The sequence below is a fragment of the Stenotrophomonas sp. 78350_Sma genome, assembly GCF_056482105.1.
Map to the genome: position 1 here is coordinate 377,584 of NZ_CM151182.1, position 15,970 is coordinate 393,553.

The window sequence follows — 15,970 nt, forward strand, 5'->3', positions numbered from 1 at the left end:
CGCCTATCTGACCGCGTTTGCGCGGACTTGTCATGATGCGCCAGCACACGCGCGTGATCGGATGGCTGCTGGCGGTGCTGGCAATGGCTGCTTTCACCGCATTGGGGCTGTGGCAGCTGCAGCGCATGCATGCCAAACAGGCAATGTTGGATGCACAAGGTCCAGCCGCAGCGCAGGCACTGTCGTTGGCACGGGCGCTCGCGGCGCCCGGTGCGTTGCATGGCGTGGCCGATCACGGTCGCTTCCTGCCCGGCGTGGTGCTGCTGGACAACCAGACCCGGCACGGCCGCGCGGGCGTGAAGATCTACCGCCCGTTCCGCAGTGACGAGGGCAGCGTGCTGCTGGTCGATCTGGGTTGGCGCGCGCTGCCGCCGGATCGCACCCTGCCGGAGCTGCCGGCACCCCCTTCGCCGGTGGCCGTGCGTGGGCTGCTGGCGCCGCCGCCGTCGGCCGGATTGGCACTGGGCCCTGCGTTCTCCGCTACCGACGAGGCCGGGCGTTGGCTGGCCAGCCGCTTGCCCGCAGAGGGCCTCGCGGCGGCGCTTGGCCTGCCGGCATTGCCCGAGCGGGTCCTTCGACTGGACCCGACGCTGCCGTTCGGCGACGAACGCGACCTGGACCTGCTGCCGAACACGCTGCCACCGCAGCGCCACCTGGGCTACGCCGTGCAGTGGTTCGGGCTGGCCCTGACCGTGCTGGTGGTGGCGCTGGTGCTGGAATGGCGCAGGCGACGCGCCGTGGCCCGACCGGCATCCCTTACCCAACCATGAGAAAATGCACCGCATGAACACTGCTACGTCCCCGCAGGCGCGCGGCTCCGGCCGCCGGACCCTGGTGCTGCTGTTTGCCGTGTTCTTCGGGGCGATGGCGCTGGCTGCGGTATTGCGCTTCACCGGCTGGCAGCCGACCGGGCACCGCAATGCCGGCCAGCTGCTGAAGCCGCCGGTGGACCTGCGCCAGCAGGCGCCGACCCTGGCCAATGGCCAGGCCTACCCGTGGAACCCCGAAGCCCGTACCTGGCGCCTGCTGGTGGCGCCGGCCGGAGCCTGCGACGCGCAGTGCGTCACTTTGTCGCAGGGACTGGGCAAGGTGTGGCAGCTGTTCGGCCATAACGCCGATAATGTCGAAATCCTGTGGCTGGGAACGCCACCGGCGTCGATCGCCTCGCTGCCCGCGCTGCGGCCGCTGGCTCCGTCGCCAGCACTGCGCGCGGCCCTGCCCGGCGTCGACGATCCGGCTGGCCTGCCGGTCTACGTGATCGATCCGAACGGCTTCGTGATCATGCGTCATGCCCCGGGCACCGACCTGGGTGGCCTGCGCAAGGACATGGCCACGTTGCTGAAACTGAAGTGAGTCCCGTTTGATGAGCCTTTCCGCGCGTCCGGCGCTGCACCGCAATTTCCACCGCCTGGCGTGGTTCGCCATGATCATGACCGCGAGCACGATCATGTTCGGCGCCTTCGTGCGCCTGTCCGATGCCGGCCTGAGCTGCCCGGACTGGCCGACCTGTTATGGCCAGGCCACCTGGCCGCAGCACGTGGAAGAGACCATCGGCCACCCGGCGGCGGAGATCCGTCCGCTGGAGACCCACAAGGCCTGGCGTGAGCAGGTGCACCGCTTCCTGGCCGGCGCGCTGGGCATCGAGATCCTGACCCTGGCGCTGCTGGCCACGCGCAAGCGGCGATTCGGAAGCACGGCGGTGGTGACCGCCTGCGTTCTGGTGGCCGCCGGCATACCGCTGTACATGATGGGCTGGCATGGCACGGCCAGCGTGCTGGCGCTGATCGGCGAGGCGATCCTGCTGATCGCCGCGCTGCGCTGGAGCAACATCGACCTGGCGCGCGCTGCACTGCTGACCCTGGCGGTGGTGATCTTCCAGGCCCTGCTGGGCATGTGGACGGTGACCCTGCTGCTCAAACCCATCGTGGTGATGGGCCATCTGCTGGGCGGCATGCTGATGTTCGGCCTGCTGGTGTGGATGGCCTGGCGCGCAACGCACATGCCGATCACCCTGGCCGAAGCGCCGAAGCTGAAGTGGCTGCTGCGCATCGGCGTGGCGGTGCTGGTCACCCAGATCGCACTGGGGGGCTGGGTCAGTGCCAACTACGCGGCGCTGGCCTGCGGCGGCGGCAGCGCCTCGCTGGACAACTTCCCGCGCTGCGCCAACCAGTGGTGGCCGCAGCACAATTTCGTCGAGGGTTTCACCCTGTGGCGCGGCATCGGCGTGGACTACGAAGGGGGCGTGCTGGATGGCGCCTCGCGTATCGCCATCCAGATGGCGCACCGCATGTTCGCGGTGGTGGTGGCGGTCTACCTGCTGTGGCTGGGCGTACGCCTGTTCCGGTTGCCGAGCATGCGTGGCTGGGCCAGTGCGCTGATCGCACTGCTGGTGCTGCAGGTCACCCTCGGCATCCTCAATGTGAAGCTGGCGCTGCCGCTGGAAGTGGCGGTGGCCCACAACGGCGTGGCCGTTGCCCTGTTGTTCGTGCTGGTCAGCCTGCTGGCCCGCCTGCGTGCCCCGGACTGATTCCATGTTTTCCAATTATCGCCAGTACTGGGACCTGACCAAGCCCAAGGTCGTCGCCCTCATTGTTTTCACTGCCCTGGTCGGCATGGTTCTGGCCATTCCGGGCGTGCCCAGCTGGGAGCAGGTGCGCGCCGGCGTGCTCGGTTTCCTCGGCATCTGGCTGGCGGCCTCGGCCGCAGCTGCGATCAACCAGCTGCTGGATGCGCACATCGATGCGCAGATGGCGCGCACTTCGTGGCGTCCGCTGGTGGTGGGCAAGGTCAAACCCTGGCAGGTGCTGGTGTTCGCCGGCGTGCTGATCGTGTTGTCGATGGTCATCCTGGTGCTGTGGGTGAACCTGATCACCGCGGTGCTGACCTTCGCCTCGCTGATCGGCTACGCGGTGATCTACACCGTGTACCTCAAGCGTGCGACCTCGCAGAACATCGTCATCGGTGGCCTGGCCGGCGCGATGCCGCCGATGCTGGGCTGGGCGGCGGTGACCGGCATGCAGGGTTCGTCGGACTGGGCGTACTCGTCGCTGCTGGTGCTGATCATCTTCATCTGGACCCCGCCGCACTTCTGGGCGCTGGCGATCTTCCGCCGCGAGGACTACGCCAAGGCGGAGATCCCGATGCTGCCGGTGACCCACGGCGTGGTGCACACCCGCAAGCAGATCATGGTGTATTCGGTGGTGCTGGCGCTGGTCTGCCTGCTGCCGTACCTGGTGGGCATGAGCGGCGCGTTCTACCTGGGCGGCGCGATCGTGCTCAATGCGGTGTTCCTCTGGTACGCCTGGCGCATGCTCAATCCGCCGGACGAGCTGTTCTCGATGAATATGTTCTATTACTCCATCGTCTACCTGATGGCGTTGTTCGCCTTCCTGCTGGTGGACCACTGGATCCTGCCTTGGCTGTGACCTCGGGGTCGGATCCACGAAGGGGCTCTGACCCCACCTGATCGCGCGGACATCCACGCATGGCGTGGATCTACTTGAACCGCGGTTGCTGCGTCGCCATTGCTGTTCCTGACCCCCAAGGAAAGGAAGGCGCAGGGATGCATTCGATCTTCCGCTGGACCTCCGCGCTGCTGCTGGCGCTGGGCATGGCCGTGACCGCGCATGCCGACGACGCTACCGCGCAGATCCGCCAATACGCCGCTGACCATCGCATGCTGGTGCTGGGCGAATTCCACGGCACACGCGAGACGCCACTGCTGGTGCGGCAGCTGGTGGACGACTACAGCCGCGATGGCGCGCCGGTACTGCTGGCGCTGGAATTGCCGCGTGCCGAGAACCCCACGCTGCGCGACTATCTGCAGTCCGATGGCGGGGCCGCGGCACGCCAGCACCTGCACGGCCGCGCGTTCTGGACCGTGCGCGACGACCAGCACGATGGTCGCCGCAGTCGCGACATGCTGGCGATGATCGAAGGCCTGCGCGCGCTGAAGGCGCAGGGCCGCGCGATCGAGGTGGTTGGCTACGACGTCAATCACAGTGACGGCGGCAGCCAGGCCCGTGATGACCGCATGGCCGCCGAACTACGGCGCCTGTACCGGCGCCTGCCCGATGGCGCACGCATGGTCGTGCTGACCGGCAATGTCCACGCCATGCTGCAGCGCCCCGCCGATGCTCCGCCGGACATGCAGACCCAGCCGATGGCATCGGCACTGCGCGACCTGGATATCTACAGCGTGCGGCTGGAAGCGTTGCGCGGCCACTTCTGGGGATGCATGGACCGCTGCAAGGCGCTGGCCCTGCTCGAACGGCCAGCCCGTGCGCCGGAGGTCAACACCCATGCCAGCCGCGAATACGACCTATGGGTGTGGATGCCGGAGCTGAGCGTCGGCACGCTGGTGGAGCCGTGAATCCACGCATGGCGTGGATCTACTGTAGTTCGAGGCCACGCGTTGATGGATTTCCAGGTCAGGGCTTGCGCCGCGCATACCGCTGCGCGATCACGCCGCAGACGATCAGCTGGATCTGGTGATAGATCATCACGGGCAGCACGATGGCGCCTAGGCTGCCGCCGGCGAACAGCACCTTGGCGATCGGCACGCCGGTGGCCAGGCTCTTCTTCGAGCCGCAGAACACGATGGCGATCTCGTCCTCGCGGTTGAAGCGCAGGCGGCGGGCGATGAAGGTGATCAGCGGCATGGCGATGCCCAGCAGCACGGCGGCCACGACGGCCACGGCCAGCAGTGACAGCAGCGGCGTCTTGCTCCACAGGCCCTCGGTGACGGCTTCGCCGAAGGCCGAGTACACCACCAGCAGGATGGTCGCCTGGTCGGTGTAGCGCAGCAGCGCGCGCTGCTTCTCCACCCAGCCAGCGATCCACGGCCGCAGCAGGTGGCCGGCCACGAACGGCACCAGCAGCTGCAGCATGATGCCGCCGATCGCATGCAGCGGATCGTGGATGCCGCCGGAGGTACCGGCCAGCGCGGTCAGCAGCAGCGGGGTCAGGAACACGCCGAGGATGCTCGACAGCGAGGCACTGCACACCGCTGCCGGTACATTGCCGCGCGCCATCGAGGTGAACGCGATGGACGACTGCACGGTGGATGGCAGGGTGCACAGGAACAGCACGCCCAGGTACAGCTCCGGGGTCAGCAGCCAGCCCGACAGCGGCTTGAACATCAGCCCCAGCAGCGGGAACAGGATGAAGGTGCAGGCCAGGATGGTCAGGTGCAGCCGCCAGTGCAGCATGCCGCCGATGATCGACTCGCGCGGCAGGCGCGCACCATGCAGGAAGAACAGCGCGGCGATGGCGACGGTGGTGACATCGTCGAGGACGATGGCGGCGGCGCCCTTCATCGGCAGCAGCGAGGCCAGGCCGACGGTGCACAGCAGGGCGAGGGTGAAGTTGTCCGGTCGCAGGCGCGACCACCAGCGGGTCATGGTGGGCAGAGTCCTTGGTGCGGTGGAGTCAGGGCGAAGTGGATGGCGTGGCCAGGCGCTGGCGGGTGGCGGCTTCCAGCGACTTCAGGCCAGCACGCTGGCCGAGCTGAAGGGCCTGTTCCGGGCTGGCATGTTCGTAGCGTGCATTGACCAGACCGAGCACGGCACCGGCGCGGTTGCCGGACGCGCAGTGCAGCAGCACCGGCCCCTGGCTCTGCTGCAGGGCCTGATGCACGGCGTGCACATTGGCCGCATCCAGCCCCTCGGCACCGGCCACCGGAATGCGCACATAGCGCAGGCCCAGCGATTCGGCCACGCGGGTTTCATCGAAACCGCGGTCCTCGCCGGGCTGGCGCAGGTCGATCACGGTGCGTACGCCCTGCGCGGCCAAGGCCTGCAGCTGTGCGGCGCTGGGTTGGCCACCGGCATACAGGCCAGGGCGGACTTCGTTGAGGGACGCTTCTTCGGCCAGGGCCGTCAGCGGCAGGCAGAGCGACAACAACAGCAGGCAGGTCAGGCGCAGCAGCATGGTCCTCTCCGTGAAAGCGTTCTGCCCCTCTACAGGCGCAGCCCGGCGCGGGCCTTCAGCAGCTCGCGCAGTTCGTATTTGTCAGTATCGTCCAGACCCTGCTGGCGCTGCTTTGCCAACAACTCCTCCAGACGTTGCACCAGCAGCTGTTTCTCCAGTTGGGCCACCGCGTCGTGCAGTTCCTGGGTCCAGCTGGCTTCGGTGCCGGGCAGCGTCTGTGCCGCCAGTGTATGCAGCGAGGCCTGTTCCTCGCGGCCGTCGAAGTGTTCCAGCAGGGCGCCAGTGCTGATGTCCGGGCGCTGTTCGACCAGCCCCAACAGCTCCAGCAGCAGTTCCACGCCGGGCAGGCGCAGGCCCTGGAAGTGGTGCTGGCCGCCCAGGGTCAGCGCCAGTGAGGGCTGCTGCAGCAGCACGGCGATCGCGCCGCGCACCAGGCTGCGCTTGGCCACTGGCTGGATCGTGCGCGCGGGCTGGCGCTGCGGCATTGATGCGCGCGCGGACGCGGCATTGCCGCCGAGGCCGGTCAGCTGCGCCAGCTGCTGCTTCATCAGGTCGCCGAAGGCACCGTCGGGAATCTGCGCCAGCATCGGCTTGGCGCGCTCGGCCAGGCGCGCCTTGCCGTCCAGCGTGCCCAGGTTGATCTCGCGGGTGAGTTCGTCAAAGAAGAACTGCGACAGTGGCGTGGCCTGCTTCAGGCGCTCGTTGAACGCCTCGGCGCCTTCCTTGCGCACGATGGTGTCCGGGTCCTCGCCATCGGGCAGGAACAGGAAGAAGGCCTGGCGGCCATCCTTCATGCGCGGCAGCACCGACTCCAGCGCCTTCCAGCCGGCGCGGCGGCCGGCGGCGTCGCCATCGAAGCAGAAGAACACGTCCGGCGCGTTGCGGAACAGCAGTTCGGCGTGGTCCGGCGTGGTGGCCGTGCCCAGCGTCGCCACCGCCTGGGTGACCCCGAACTGGAACAGCGAGACCACGTCCATGTAGCCCTCGACCACGATCAGCCGCTCGATCTTCTGGTTGGCCTGGCGCACCTGCCACAGGCCGTACAGTTCGCGGCCCTTGTGGAACAGCGCGGTCTCGGGCGAGTTGAGGTACTTGGGGCCGTCGTCCTTCTCGAACACGCGGCCGCCGAAGGCGATCACCCGGCCACGGCGGTCGAAGATCGGGAACATCACCCGGTCGCGGAACTTGTCGTAGACGTGGCCGCGGTCGTTCTTGGAGAACAGCCCGGCGCGGTCGAGCAGCTTCATGCGCCGCTCGTCCTTGCCCAGCGCATCGCGCAGGCCGCTGTAGCCATCCGGCGCGTAGCCGATCTGGAAGCGTGCGCGGTTCTCTTCGTCCACGCCGCGGCCATCCAGGTAGCTGCGTGCCTTGTCGCTGCCTTCCAGGTTGTTCTGGAAGAACTTGGTGGCCGCCTCCAGCGCCGAATACAGCTCGCGGCTGTCGTCCTGCTGCTGCGGGCTGCGCGGGTTCTCGTTGCGCGGCACTTCCATGCCGGCGCGCTTGGCCAGTTCATCCACCGCGTCGAGGAATTCGAGGCGGTCGTAGTTCATCAGGAAGCTGATCGCGGTGCCGTGCGCGCCACAACCGAAGCAGTGATAGAACTGCTTGGTGGGCGAGACCGTGAACGAGGCCGAGCGTTCGTCATGGAACGGGCAGCGCGCTGCGTACTCCTTGCCCTGGCGCTTCAACGGCACGCGGCTGCCCACCACCTCGACAATGTCGGTGCGGGCGAGCAGGTCGTCGATGAAGGCGTCGGGGATACGGGCCATGGGCAACAGAACGGGGCGCGGCCGCCAGGGCGCGCAGCAGGGGCGGCAGGTTCCCCTAGTTTACTCGCTGGCGACGTCGGGGCTGGCCTGTTCCGCATCGACCCCGGCCCTGGCCAGCTGCGCCCGCGCATGCAGGCGCTCGTCGATCACTGCGGTCATCAGCGCACCGACGAAGAACACGGCGGTGGCGTAGTAGATCCAGACCAGCGCGATCACCAGCGCACCCATCGAGCCGTAGGCGCTGCCCGGGGCCACGGTGGCGATATAGACGCCGATACCGTAGCGGCCCAGGGTGAACAGCACCGAGGTGATGGCACCGCCGATGAAGGCCTGGCGCCAGGCCACGCGGCGGTCGGGCAGGTAGTGGTAGAGGAAGGCGAAGGCCAGCGTGTAGAGCAGCAGCGAGGTCAGGTAGCCGATCGCCGGCAGCACCGAGGGCAGCTGCGCGAACACCACCTGCAGTGCAGTGGTGGCGGTCATCGAGAGGATCAGCAGGAAGCCCAGTGCCAGCACCACGCCGAACGAGAACACGCGCTTGCGCAGCCACGCCTTTACGCCCTCCAGGCGCTGCCCGCTGGTGTGGAAGATGCGGTTCAGCGCGTTCTGCAGCTGGGCGAACACGGCGGTGGCACCAACGAACAGCAGCAACGTGCTCCACAGTCCGGCCAGCGAACCGACGCTGGGCTGACTGTTGGCGTTGTGCAGCACGGTGTCGGCGACGCTGGCTACGCTGCTGCCGGCCACCGAACCGATCTGGCTGATCAGCGTCTGTTGTGCAGGCGGGTACAGCGAGGCGGTCAGCCACAGCAGCAGCACCAGCAGCGGTGCCATCGACAGCAGGGCGTAGAAGGAGACCGAGGCGGCCTGGGTCAGCACGTCGATTTCGACGAAGCGCTTGGCGACGGCCATCGGAAAGCTGTCCTGCAGGCGGTCAGCGTAGTGGCGAAGCCGTGCGGGGATGCCGTGGGGACGCGTGTCGGCGGGGGAGTGCGGTTGCTCGACCATGAGGGTGTTGTAACAGCCGGGGGTCGAAGGTGCGGTGAAGCGGGTGCATCAATGGGGTCGGAGCCCTTCCGCGATGCGAAAGGGATCCGACCCCGGCATTGGCTTATGCCAGCAGCTGCTTGACCAGCTTGGACACCAGGCCCATGTCGGCCTGGCCGGCGAGCTTGGGCTTCAGTGCGCCCATCAGCTTGCCCATGTCGGCCGGGCCGGAAGCACCGGTCTCGGCGATGGCGGCCTGGATGGCGGCCACGATCTCGGCTTCGCCCATCTTGGCCGGCAGGTAGGCTTCGATGACCACGATCTCGGCGCGCTCGATCTCGGCCAGGTCTTCACGGTTGGCAGCTTCGAACTGGCTGACCGAGTCCTTGCGCTGCTTGACCATCTTGTCGAGCACGGCGATCACGGCGGTGTCGTCCAGCTCGATGCGCTCGTCCACTTCGCGCTGCTTGATGGCGGCGTTGATCAGGCGGATCACGCCCAGCTTGTGCTTCTCGCCCGCCTTCATGGCGGCCTTCATGTCGTCGGTGAGCTGCTGCTTCATGCTCATGAGGAACCTCGTGGTGGTAGGTGGGGCGGGGCGGATGCCCGAACCCGGAAACGCAAAAAGCCGGCGACGCTCGCGCGTGCCGGCTTCGGCTCCATCGCGACAGGCAAGCCTGCCGCAATGAAGATGCGTCCGATCAGTACAGGCGCTGACGCTTGGTGACGTCGCGCGACGAGCGGCGCAGCTGACGCTTCACAGCAGCGGCGGCCTTGCGCTTGCGCTCCTGGGTCGGCTTTTCGTAGAACTCGCGCTTGCGGGTTTCGGCCAGCACACCGGCCTTTTCGCAAGTGCGCTTGAAGCGGCGAAGAGCAAACTCGAAGGGCTCGTTCTCGCGGACTTTGACGCTGGGCATGGAATCTCCGGGACACAGTAGAACCGGGTCACGCCCGGCGAGCCGCACATTATAGCGGCGAATAGACAAACTGCAAGCGGCCAACCCTGAATACGGGTCGGAAGTTCGAAAGCAGTGAGATCTGCACATCCCCCGAGGGGGCGGCAGGGGCGTCATAATAGCAGGCATGCGAGTCCTTGGCATCGAATCTTCCTGTGATGAGACCGGCGTGGCGGTGTATGACACCGACCTGTCCGGCAGCGCGGCCCTGCGCGCCCATGCGGTCTACAGCCAGATCGCCCTGCACGCCGAATACGGCGGTGTGGTGCCCGAGCTGGCCAGCCGCGACCACGTCCGCAAGCTGCTGCCGCTGGTGCGCCAGACCCTGGCCGAAGCCGGTCTGGGTGTAGGCGACATCGATGGGGTGGCCTACACGGCCGGTCCCGGCCTGGTCGGCGCACTGCTGGTGGGCGCCGGCGTGGCCCGGTCGCTGGCCTGGGCGCTGGAGGTACCGGCGGTGGGCGTACACCATATGGAAGGCCACCTGCTGGCCCCGCTGATGGAAGACGACCCGCCGGAAGCGCCGTTCGTGGCGCTGCTGGTGTCCGGTGGCCATACCCAGCTGGTGGCAGTGGACGCCATCGGCCAGTACCGCCTGCTGGGCGAGACCCTGGACGATGCTGCCGGTGAGGCCTTCGACAAGACCGCCAAGCTGATGGGCCTGCCCTATCCGGGCGGGCCGCAGCTGGCCAGGCTGGCCGAGCAGGGCACGCCGGGTGTCTACCGCTTCGCGCGGCCGATGACCGACCGCCCGGGGCTGGATTTCAGCTTCTCCGGCCTGAAGACCCAGGTCCTGATGGCCTGGCGCGACAGCGACCAGAGCGAGCAGACCCGTGCCGATATCGCCCGTGGCTTTGAAGATGCGGTGGTCGAGACCCTGTCGATCAAGTGCGAGCGCGCGCTGGAAGCGGCCGGGACCAACGTGATCGTGGTGGCTGGCGGCGTTGGCGCCAACAAGCGCCTGCGCGCCCGCCTGCAGCAGATGGCCGAGCGCCTCGGCGGCCGCGCCTGCTTCCCGCGGCCGGCACTGTGCACCGACAACGGCGCGATGATCGCCTTCGCCGGCGCGCTGCGCCTGCAGGCCGGCCAGCACAGCCCGCCGAAGGTGGACGTGACCCCGCGTTGGGACATGGCGACCCTGCCGGCGGTGTGAACCGGTAGCGCCGGGCCATGCCCGGCGAACGCATTACAGACGCCCTGCCAATGGCGATGCTGCCAACACCGTCGTCGCCCGCTCATGGCGCTGCAGCCAGCCCAGCGTATATGGGCAGCGGGCATGGATCAGCCGCCCGATAGCCGCCAGGTCGGCGCCGATGTCGCGCTCCAGGATGGGTTCGTGGTGCGCGACGCGGTTGCGCAGGTGGCGGATGCGGCCAATATCCGCGTGGATGGCTTTCCGGATGACACTGGGGTGGGCGCAAGGCGCATGCCGCAGGACTCCGCTGAGTGCCGGTATCCACAGCGTGGAATCGAAGCGACATGTGAATAGCTGCTGCCAGAACACCATAGGCAGGTTGGCGACGATTTCAGGTGTATCGCTTACGCGACTGGCAAGTTGTTCCAGTGCCGTGCGTGGAGAAGTACTGGACGAAGTTGGCAGCCTGCGTCTAAAGGCATCATTCCAGGGCCAACGTGGACCGTGCTGCCGAACAAGAACCATAGCCGCGGCGTTGCGGATGACCACCTCGCACAGATGGACCGGCATCATCAGTGCACCGCACAGCCGCATGTTCCAGAGGTAGAGGGATTCGGCTGTGACGTCGGGGCTGCAGGTCGATGCGATTCTCTCGTAAGTAGACAGACGCTCCGCTGACAACGCGCGCCGCAGTACATCGTATGGAGCCATCATCATGTGCGGTGGTGAAGGAGGGATCGATGTTCGCGAGAGTGGGCGGCGACTACCATCAGGGAACGTCGTTGTCCGCGCGGCTGATTTTCTGCGTTTTGCCTCGGACGAACACCTGACCCGCTCTGTCGGAACTGGCCTTGACCGGCGATCTGGTCCTTGCCTAATCTGCGTGCCTGCGCCACCGGGACTCGCGGCTGGATTCCAGCTCCCCCCGGGGACAAACGGTAGTACCAAAGGGCCCTGCTAGCGGGGCCCTTTGTCTTTTCTGGAGCCGCGTCCCTGCCGGCTACCCACCGCCTGTTCCGGGCAGGCTCACCGCCGTGCCGTTACCATGGCCGCCTGTATTCGGGCTGGTAAGCGCAATGGACAAGGTTTTCATCGAAGGGCTGACGATCGACGCCCTGATCGGCATCTACGATTGGGAACGACGGATCCGCCAGGACCTGGTGTTCGACCTGGAGATGGGCTTCGACAACCGTCGCCCTGCGGCTACCGATGACATCACCCACACCCTGAACTACAAGGCGGTGAGCAAGCGCCTGGAACAGTTCGTGCGCGAATCGGAGTTCGGCCTGGTCGAAACCCTGGCCGAGCGCTGCGCGCAGATCGTGCTGGACGAATTCGACGTGAAGTGGCTGCGCCTGAAGCTGAGCAAGCCGGGCGCGGTGCGCGGCGCGCGCGCGGTGGGCGTGATCATCGAACGCACGCGGGACTGACCCGGTCGTGCCGGCTGTTGGCCGACAACCCCGGTAGTGCCGGCCGCTGGCCGGCAACCTCAACATCAATGAAGGAAGAAGGAGACAACTGATGGTGGACGCGGTGGTGGCGGTACAGTGGCTGGAAAAGCTGCAGAACACACTGGAACCCTATCCTGGCGCCTACCTGGCGTTGATGATCTCGGCGCTGCTGATCGCAGCCGGCCTCGCCAACTGGGTGACCAAGCGCATCCTGGTGCGCGGCCTGCGGCGCCTGCTGCAGCGCCTGCCGGGCGCCGAGTCCGGGCGCGGCAGCCACGTGATGCGGGTGATTTCGCGCCTGTCCAACGTGGTGCCCAGCCAGGTGATCGCCTCGGGCGTCACCCTCATCCCCGATCTGCCGGAAGGCCTGGTCAAGGTCATCATCAAGCTGTGCATCGTGTGGGCCGTGTTGACGGTGTCGATGGCGTTCTCGCATGCGCTGGACGCGGCCAACAGCCTGTACGAGCGCAAGCCCGATGCGCGCAACAAGCCGATCAAGGGCTACCTGCAGGTGGTCAAGATCGTGGTGTTCGTGGCCGCCGGCCTGTCGATCGTCGCCACCCTGCTGGGCGTAGCGCTGGGCCCGCTGGTGACCGGCCTCGGTGCTGCTACGGCAGTGCTGATGCTGATCTTCCAGGACACCATCCTGTCGCTGGTGGCCAGCGTGCAGATCAGTGGCGATGGCCGCGTACGCATCGGCGACTGGATCGAGATGCCCAGCCAGAACGCCGACGGTGATGTGATCGACATCGCCCTGCACACCATCACCGTGCAGAACTTCGACAAGACCATCACCACCATCCCGACCAAGAAGCTGGTGACCGAGTCATTCAAGAACTGGCGGGGCATGCAGGAGGCTGGCGGCCGCCGGATCAAGCGCGCGCTGTACCTGGACCAGCACAGTGTCGGTTTCCTGGATGAGGGTGATCTGGCTTTCCTCGGCGAATTTGCGCTGCTGCGCGACTACCTGCAGGCCAAGGAGCAGGAGCTGGGGCAGTGGAACGGGCGCCTGCGCGAGCAGGGCGTGGCCGAGGTCAACAGCCGCCGGGTGACCAACCTGGGTACCTTCCGGGCCTATGTGGAGCGCTACCTGCGCAGCCACCCGGGCATCCATACCGATATGACCCTGCTGGTACGTCAGCTGCAGCCGACGACCGAAGGCCTGCCGCTGGAGCTGTACTGCTTCACCCGCAGCACTGCCTGGGGCGAGTACGAGGCAGTGCAGTCGGACATCTTCGACCACCTGCTGGCGATCCTGCCGGCCTTCGGCCTGCGGGTGTTCCAGGCCTCCAGCGACGCCATGTTGATGGCCGGGCAGCGCCAGTTGGCTGGCTCGGAGTAAGCTGCGGTGCCCCCGGCGGGGCCATACGGACCCCGCTGGTGGCTGAAACTGAATGAAGAAACCTCTCGCCAAACGGCTCGGGATCGCTAGAATGCCGGGCTTGTAAACGTTTTCATCAAGGACTGCCGGTGGCCTCCGATCGCATCGAATCCCTCATTGCCCAGATGACCGTCGAGGAAAAGGTCGGCCAGCTGGGTGTCTTCGCGGACATGGTCCGCCCGTTCGCCCCGGACGTGAACCCGGAAGCCAACGTGCGCAATGCCGACCAGGTGCTGCAGCAGGTGCGCGAGGGCAAGGTCGGGTCCCTGTTCAATGGTGTGGGCGCCGAACTGGGCCGCCGCATCCAGCAGGTCGCCACCGAGGAGAGCCGCCTGGGCATCCCGGTGATCCTGGCTGCCGACGTCATCCACGGCATGCGCACCGTGTTCCCGATCCCGCTGGGCGAGGCCGCCAGCTTCGAGCCGGAGCTGGCCGAGCGCACCGCGCGCGCCACCGCCATCGAAGCCACCGCTGCCGGCCTGCACTGGACCTATGCTCCGGCCGTGGACATCGCGCGCGACCAGCGCTGGGGCCGTGGCGCCGAAGGTGCCGGTGAGGACGTGGTGCTGGGCTGTGCGTTCGCCGCCGCCCGCGTGCGCGGCTTCCAGGGCAGCGACCTGCGCGCCGCCGATTCGCTGCTGGCCACGCCGAAGCACTTCGCTGCCTATGGCGCGGTGATGGCCGGCATGGAATACAACATGGTGGACATCTCGCCGCAGACCCTGCGCGACGTGCACCTGCCGCCGTTCAAGGCCGCCTTCGACGCCGGCGCGATCACCGTGATGTCCTCGTTCAACGACATCAACGGCGTGCCGGCCAGTGCCAATGCCGAACTGCTGACCGACATCCTGCGCGGTGAATGGAAGTTCCCGGGCGTGGTGATCTCCGACTACACCGCCGACATGGAACTGGTCGCGCACGGCTATGCCGCCGATGACCGCGATGCCACTGCCAAGGCGTTCACCGCCGGCCTGGACCTGAGCATGCAGAGCGGCTTCTACGCCGAGCACCTGCCGGGCCTGGTCGAGAGCGGCGACGTGCCGATGGCGGTGCTGGATGAAGGCGTGCGCCGCATCCTGTGGCTGAAGGAAACCATCGGCCTGTTCGACGATCCGTACCGTTCGCTGGATCCGGCGCGCGAAGCCGACACCTCGCACCTCGCCGCGCATGACGAGCTGTCGCGCGATGCCGCACGCCGTTCGATCGTGCTGCTGAACAACCGCGACAACGTCCTGCCGCTGCAGAAGACCGGGCAGAAGATCGCGCTGATCGGCCCGTTCGTGCAGGACCGCGAGAACATCGAAGGCTGCTGGACGCTGTTTGGCGACAAGCAGCGCTACGTGGACCTGGAAACCGGCGTGCGTGCCGCCATCGGCGACGAAGCGCTGCTGGAGATCGTGCCGGGCTGCGAACTGGAAGTGGCGATCCCCGGTGGCACCGAAGCGGCCGTGGCCGCCGCACTGCGCGCCGACGTGGTGGTGCTGGCGCTGGGCGAGCCGCAGCGCTACAGCGGTGAAGCGCAGTCGCGCGTGGAAATCACCCTGCCGCCGGCCCAGCAGGCGCTGGCCGAGGCCGTGGCGATGACCGGCAAGCCGCTGGTGGTGCTGCTGCGCAATGGCCGCGCGCTGGCACTGCAGGGCGCGGTGCGCAATGCACAGGCCGTGGCGGTGACCTGGTACCTGGGCACGCAGACCGGCCATGCCGTGGCCGACGTACTGTTCGGCGACTACAGCCCGTCCGGCCGCCTGCCGGTCAGCTTCCCGCAGGTGTCCGGCCAGCAGCCGTACTTCTATAACCACCCGCGCACCGGCCGTCCGGAACTGCCGACCATGTCGGAGTTCAAGGCCCGTTGGCGCGAGATTCCGAACGAGCCGCTGTACCCGTTCGGCCACGGCATCGGCTACACCAGCTTCGCCTACGGCGTGCCGCAGTTGAGTGCGGCGCAGCTCGGCTGGGAGGACACCCTGACCATCACCACCACGCTGACCAACAGCGGTGATGTGGCCGGCGAGGAAGTGGTGCAGCTGTACATCCACGACCGCGTGGCCAGCCGCGTGCGTCCGGTGCGCGAACTGAAGGACTTCCGCAAGGTGGCGCTGCAGCCGGGTGAGTCGACCGAAGTGGTGTTCACCCTCACCCGCGAGCAGCTGGCCTTCACCGGCCGCGACGGCGTGCTGCGCGCGGAGCCTGGCCAGTTCGACCTGTGGGTCTGCGCCTCGTCGGCCGCCGGTGAAGCGGTGCAGTTCGAGCTGCTGAAGGCCTGATCGAAGAAAAGGGGACGGAGGGGATTAAGTCGTTAGTGGCACAAACGACTTAATCCCCTCCGTCCCCTTTTTTGTTGTCCTCACTGGTGTGGCGCTACC

16 protein-coding genes are annotated in these 15,970 nt (G+C 67.2%); 9 read left to right on the top strand and 7 right to left on the bottom strand.

The genetic code is table 11. The annotated features are described in order from the left end of the window. Positions 1 to 32 precede the first annotated feature (32 nt). The 5 genes from ACZK4H_RS01655 (at position 33) to ACZK4H_RS01675 (ending at position 4,372) form a co-directional block, all read left to right on the top strand. Entirely contained in the window at positions 33 to 770 is a 738-nt protein-coding gene (locus tag ACZK4H_RS01655) for an SURF1 family protein (protein ID WP_099551636.1), read from the top strand. Positions 771 to 783: 13 nt separating this feature from the next. Beyond that, positions 784 to 1,353: a hypothetical protein gene (locus ACZK4H_RS01660; protein WP_099551649.1), complete on the top strand. Its 570-nt coding sequence runs from the start codon at positions 784 to 786 to the stop codon at positions 1,351 to 1,353. 10 nt (positions 1,354 to 1,363) lie between these two features. Continuing rightward, positions 1,364 to 2,527 carry a COX15/CtaA family protein gene (locus ACZK4H_RS01665; RefSeq protein ID WP_099551635.1) on the top strand — a complete coding sequence of 388 codons (1,164 nt, stop codon included), beginning with the start codon at positions 1,364 to 1,366 and terminating at the stop codon, positions 2,525 to 2,527. 4 nt (positions 2,528 to 2,531) lie between these two features. Then, positions 2,532 to 3,425, top strand: coding sequence for a heme o synthase (gene cyoE / locus ACZK4H_RS01670; protein ID WP_099551634.1), 894 nt, complete (start codon positions 2,532 to 2,534; stop codon positions 3,423 to 3,425). A gap of 137 nt (positions 3,426 to 3,562) precedes the next feature. After that, the gene (locus tag ACZK4H_RS01675) at positions 3,563 to 4,372 is read left to right on the top strand and encodes a TraB/GumN family protein (protein ID WP_099551633.1); all 810 of its coding nucleotides are present in this window, start codon (positions 3,563 to 3,565) and stop codon (positions 4,370 to 4,372) included. Positions 4,373 to 4,430: 58 nt separating this feature from the next. On the opposite strand, the gene ACZK4H_RS01680 is transcribed toward ACZK4H_RS01675, so the two are convergent. The 6 genes from ACZK4H_RS01680 to rpsU form a co-directional block, all read right to left on the bottom strand. Then, positions 4,431 to 5,402, bottom strand: coding sequence for a bile acid:sodium symporter family protein (locus ACZK4H_RS01680; protein WP_049457760.1), 972 nt, complete (start codon positions 5,400 to 5,402; stop codon positions 4,431 to 4,433). 28 nt (positions 5,403 to 5,430) lie between these two features. After that, positions 5,431 to 5,931 (bottom strand): protein tyrosine phosphatase family protein, encoded by a 501-nt coding sequence (locus tag ACZK4H_RS01685; protein WP_099551632.1) that lies wholly within the window; start codon positions 5,929 to 5,931, stop codon positions 5,431 to 5,433. A gap of 29 nt (positions 5,932 to 5,960) precedes the next feature. Beyond that, positions 5,961 to 7,700 carry a DNA primase gene (gene dnaG / locus ACZK4H_RS01690; RefSeq protein WP_099551631.1) on the bottom strand — a complete coding sequence of 580 codons (1,740 nt, stop codon included), beginning with the start codon at positions 7,698 to 7,700 and terminating at the stop codon, positions 5,961 to 5,963. 60 nt (positions 7,701 to 7,760) lie between these two features. Beyond that, positions 7,761 to 8,705, bottom strand: coding sequence for a YihY/virulence factor BrkB family protein (locus tag ACZK4H_RS01695; protein ID WP_099551630.1), 945 nt, complete (start codon positions 8,703 to 8,705; stop codon positions 7,761 to 7,763). Positions 8,706 to 8,808: 103 nt separating this feature from the next. Next, complete coding sequence (locus ACZK4H_RS01700; RefSeq protein ID WP_049426948.1) at positions 8,809 to 9,252, bottom strand: GatB/YqeY domain-containing protein; 444 nt, start codon at positions 9,250 to 9,252, stop codon at positions 8,809 to 8,811. 133 nt (positions 9,253 to 9,385) lie between these two features. Beyond that, on the bottom strand, positions 9,386 to 9,601 hold the full coding sequence (gene rpsU / locus ACZK4H_RS01705) for a 30S ribosomal protein S21 (RefSeq protein WP_002808376.1): 216 nt from the start codon (positions 9,599 to 9,601) through the stop codon (positions 9,386 to 9,388). A gap of 166 nt (positions 9,602 to 9,767) precedes the next feature. On the opposite strand from rpsU, the gene tsaD reads away from it, so the two are divergent. After that, the gene (tsaD, locus tag ACZK4H_RS01710; protein ID WP_099551629.1) at positions 9,768 to 10,793 is read left to right on the top strand and encodes a tRNA (adenosine(37)-N6)-threonylcarbamoyltransferase complex transferase subunit TsaD; all 1,026 of its coding nucleotides are present in this window, start codon (positions 9,768 to 9,770) and stop codon (positions 10,791 to 10,793) included. Between the two features lie 33 nt (positions 10,794 to 10,826). Here the strand turns inward: tsaD and ACZK4H_RS01715 are convergent, their stop codons facing one another. Next, the gene (locus tag ACZK4H_RS01715) at positions 10,827 to 11,492 is read right to left on the bottom strand and encodes a hypothetical protein (protein WP_099551628.1); all 666 of its coding nucleotides are present in this window, start codon (positions 11,490 to 11,492) and stop codon (positions 10,827 to 10,829) included. Between the two features lie 359 nt (positions 11,493 to 11,851). Between ACZK4H_RS01715 and folB the strand changes: the two genes are divergently transcribed. From folB to ACZK4H_RS01730, 3 genes are all read left to right on the top strand, one after another. Continuing rightward, on the top strand, positions 11,852 to 12,205 hold the full coding sequence (folB, locus tag ACZK4H_RS01720) for a dihydroneopterin aldolase (protein ID WP_099551627.1): 354 nt from the start codon (positions 11,852 to 11,854) through the stop codon (positions 12,203 to 12,205). Positions 12,206 to 12,296: 91 nt separating this feature from the next. After that, on the top strand, positions 12,297 to 13,568 hold the full coding sequence (locus tag ACZK4H_RS01725; RefSeq protein WP_099551626.1) for a mechanosensitive ion channel family protein: 1,272 nt from the start codon (positions 12,297 to 12,299) through the stop codon (positions 13,566 to 13,568). A gap of 128 nt (positions 13,569 to 13,696) precedes the next feature. Beyond that, positions 13,697 to 15,871, top strand: coding sequence for a glycoside hydrolase family 3 N-terminal domain-containing protein (locus ACZK4H_RS01730; RefSeq protein WP_099551625.1), 2,175 nt, complete (start codon positions 13,697 to 13,699; stop codon positions 15,869 to 15,871). The last annotated feature ends 99 nt before the right edge of the window (positions 15,872 to 15,970 follow it).

Coding starts and splice junctions, on each gene's coding strand:
- ACZK4H_RS01695 (WP_099551630.1), bottom strand. CDS start 8,705: ATGGTCGAGCAACCGCACTCCCCCGCCGACACGCGTCCCCACGGCATC.
- rpsU (WP_002808376.1), bottom strand. CDS start 9,601: ATGCCCAGCGTCAAAGTCCGCGAGAACGAGCCCTTCGAGTTTGCTCTT.
- ACZK4H_RS01715 (WP_099551628.1), bottom strand. CDS start 11,492: ATGATGATGGCTCCATACGATGTACTGCGGCGCGCGTTGTCAGCGGAG.
- ACZK4H_RS01655 (WP_099551636.1), top strand. CDS start 33: ATGATGCGCCAGCACACGCGCGTGATCGGATGGCTGCTGGCGGTGCTG.
- tsaD (WP_099551629.1), top strand. CDS start 9,768: ATGCGAGTCCTTGGCATCGAATCTTCCTGTGATGAGACCGGCGTGGCG.
- ACZK4H_RS01725 (WP_099551626.1), top strand. CDS start 12,297: ATGGTGGACGCGGTGGTGGCGGTACAGTGGCTGGAAAAGCTGCAGAAC.
- cyoE (WP_099551634.1), top strand. CDS start 2,532: ATGTTTTCCAATTATCGCCAGTACTGGGACCTGACCAAGCCCAAGGTC.
- ACZK4H_RS01680 (WP_049457760.1), bottom strand. CDS start 5,402: ATGACCCGCTGGTGGTCGCGCCTGCGACCGGACAACTTCACCCTCGCC.
- ACZK4H_RS01675 (WP_099551633.1), top strand. CDS start 3,563: ATGCATTCGATCTTCCGCTGGACCTCCGCGCTGCTGCTGGCGCTGGGC.
- folB (WP_099551627.1), top strand. CDS start 11,852: ATGGACAAGGTTTTCATCGAAGGGCTGACGATCGACGCCCTGATCGGC.
- ACZK4H_RS01665 (WP_099551635.1), top strand. CDS start 1,364: ATGAGCCTTTCCGCGCGTCCGGCGCTGCACCGCAATTTCCACCGCCTG.
- ACZK4H_RS01660 (WP_099551649.1), top strand. CDS start 784: ATGAACACTGCTACGTCCCCGCAGGCGCGCGGCTCCGGCCGCCGGACC.
- dnaG (WP_099551631.1), bottom strand. CDS start 7,700: ATGGCCCGTATCCCCGACGCCTTCATCGACGACCTGCTCGCCCGCACC.
- ACZK4H_RS01700 (WP_049426948.1), bottom strand. CDS start 9,252: ATGAGCATGAAGCAGCAGCTCACCGACGACATGAAGGCCGCCATGAAG.
- ACZK4H_RS01685 (WP_099551632.1), bottom strand. CDS start 5,931: ATGCTGCTGCGCCTGACCTGCCTGCTGTTGTTGTCGCTCTGCCTGCCG.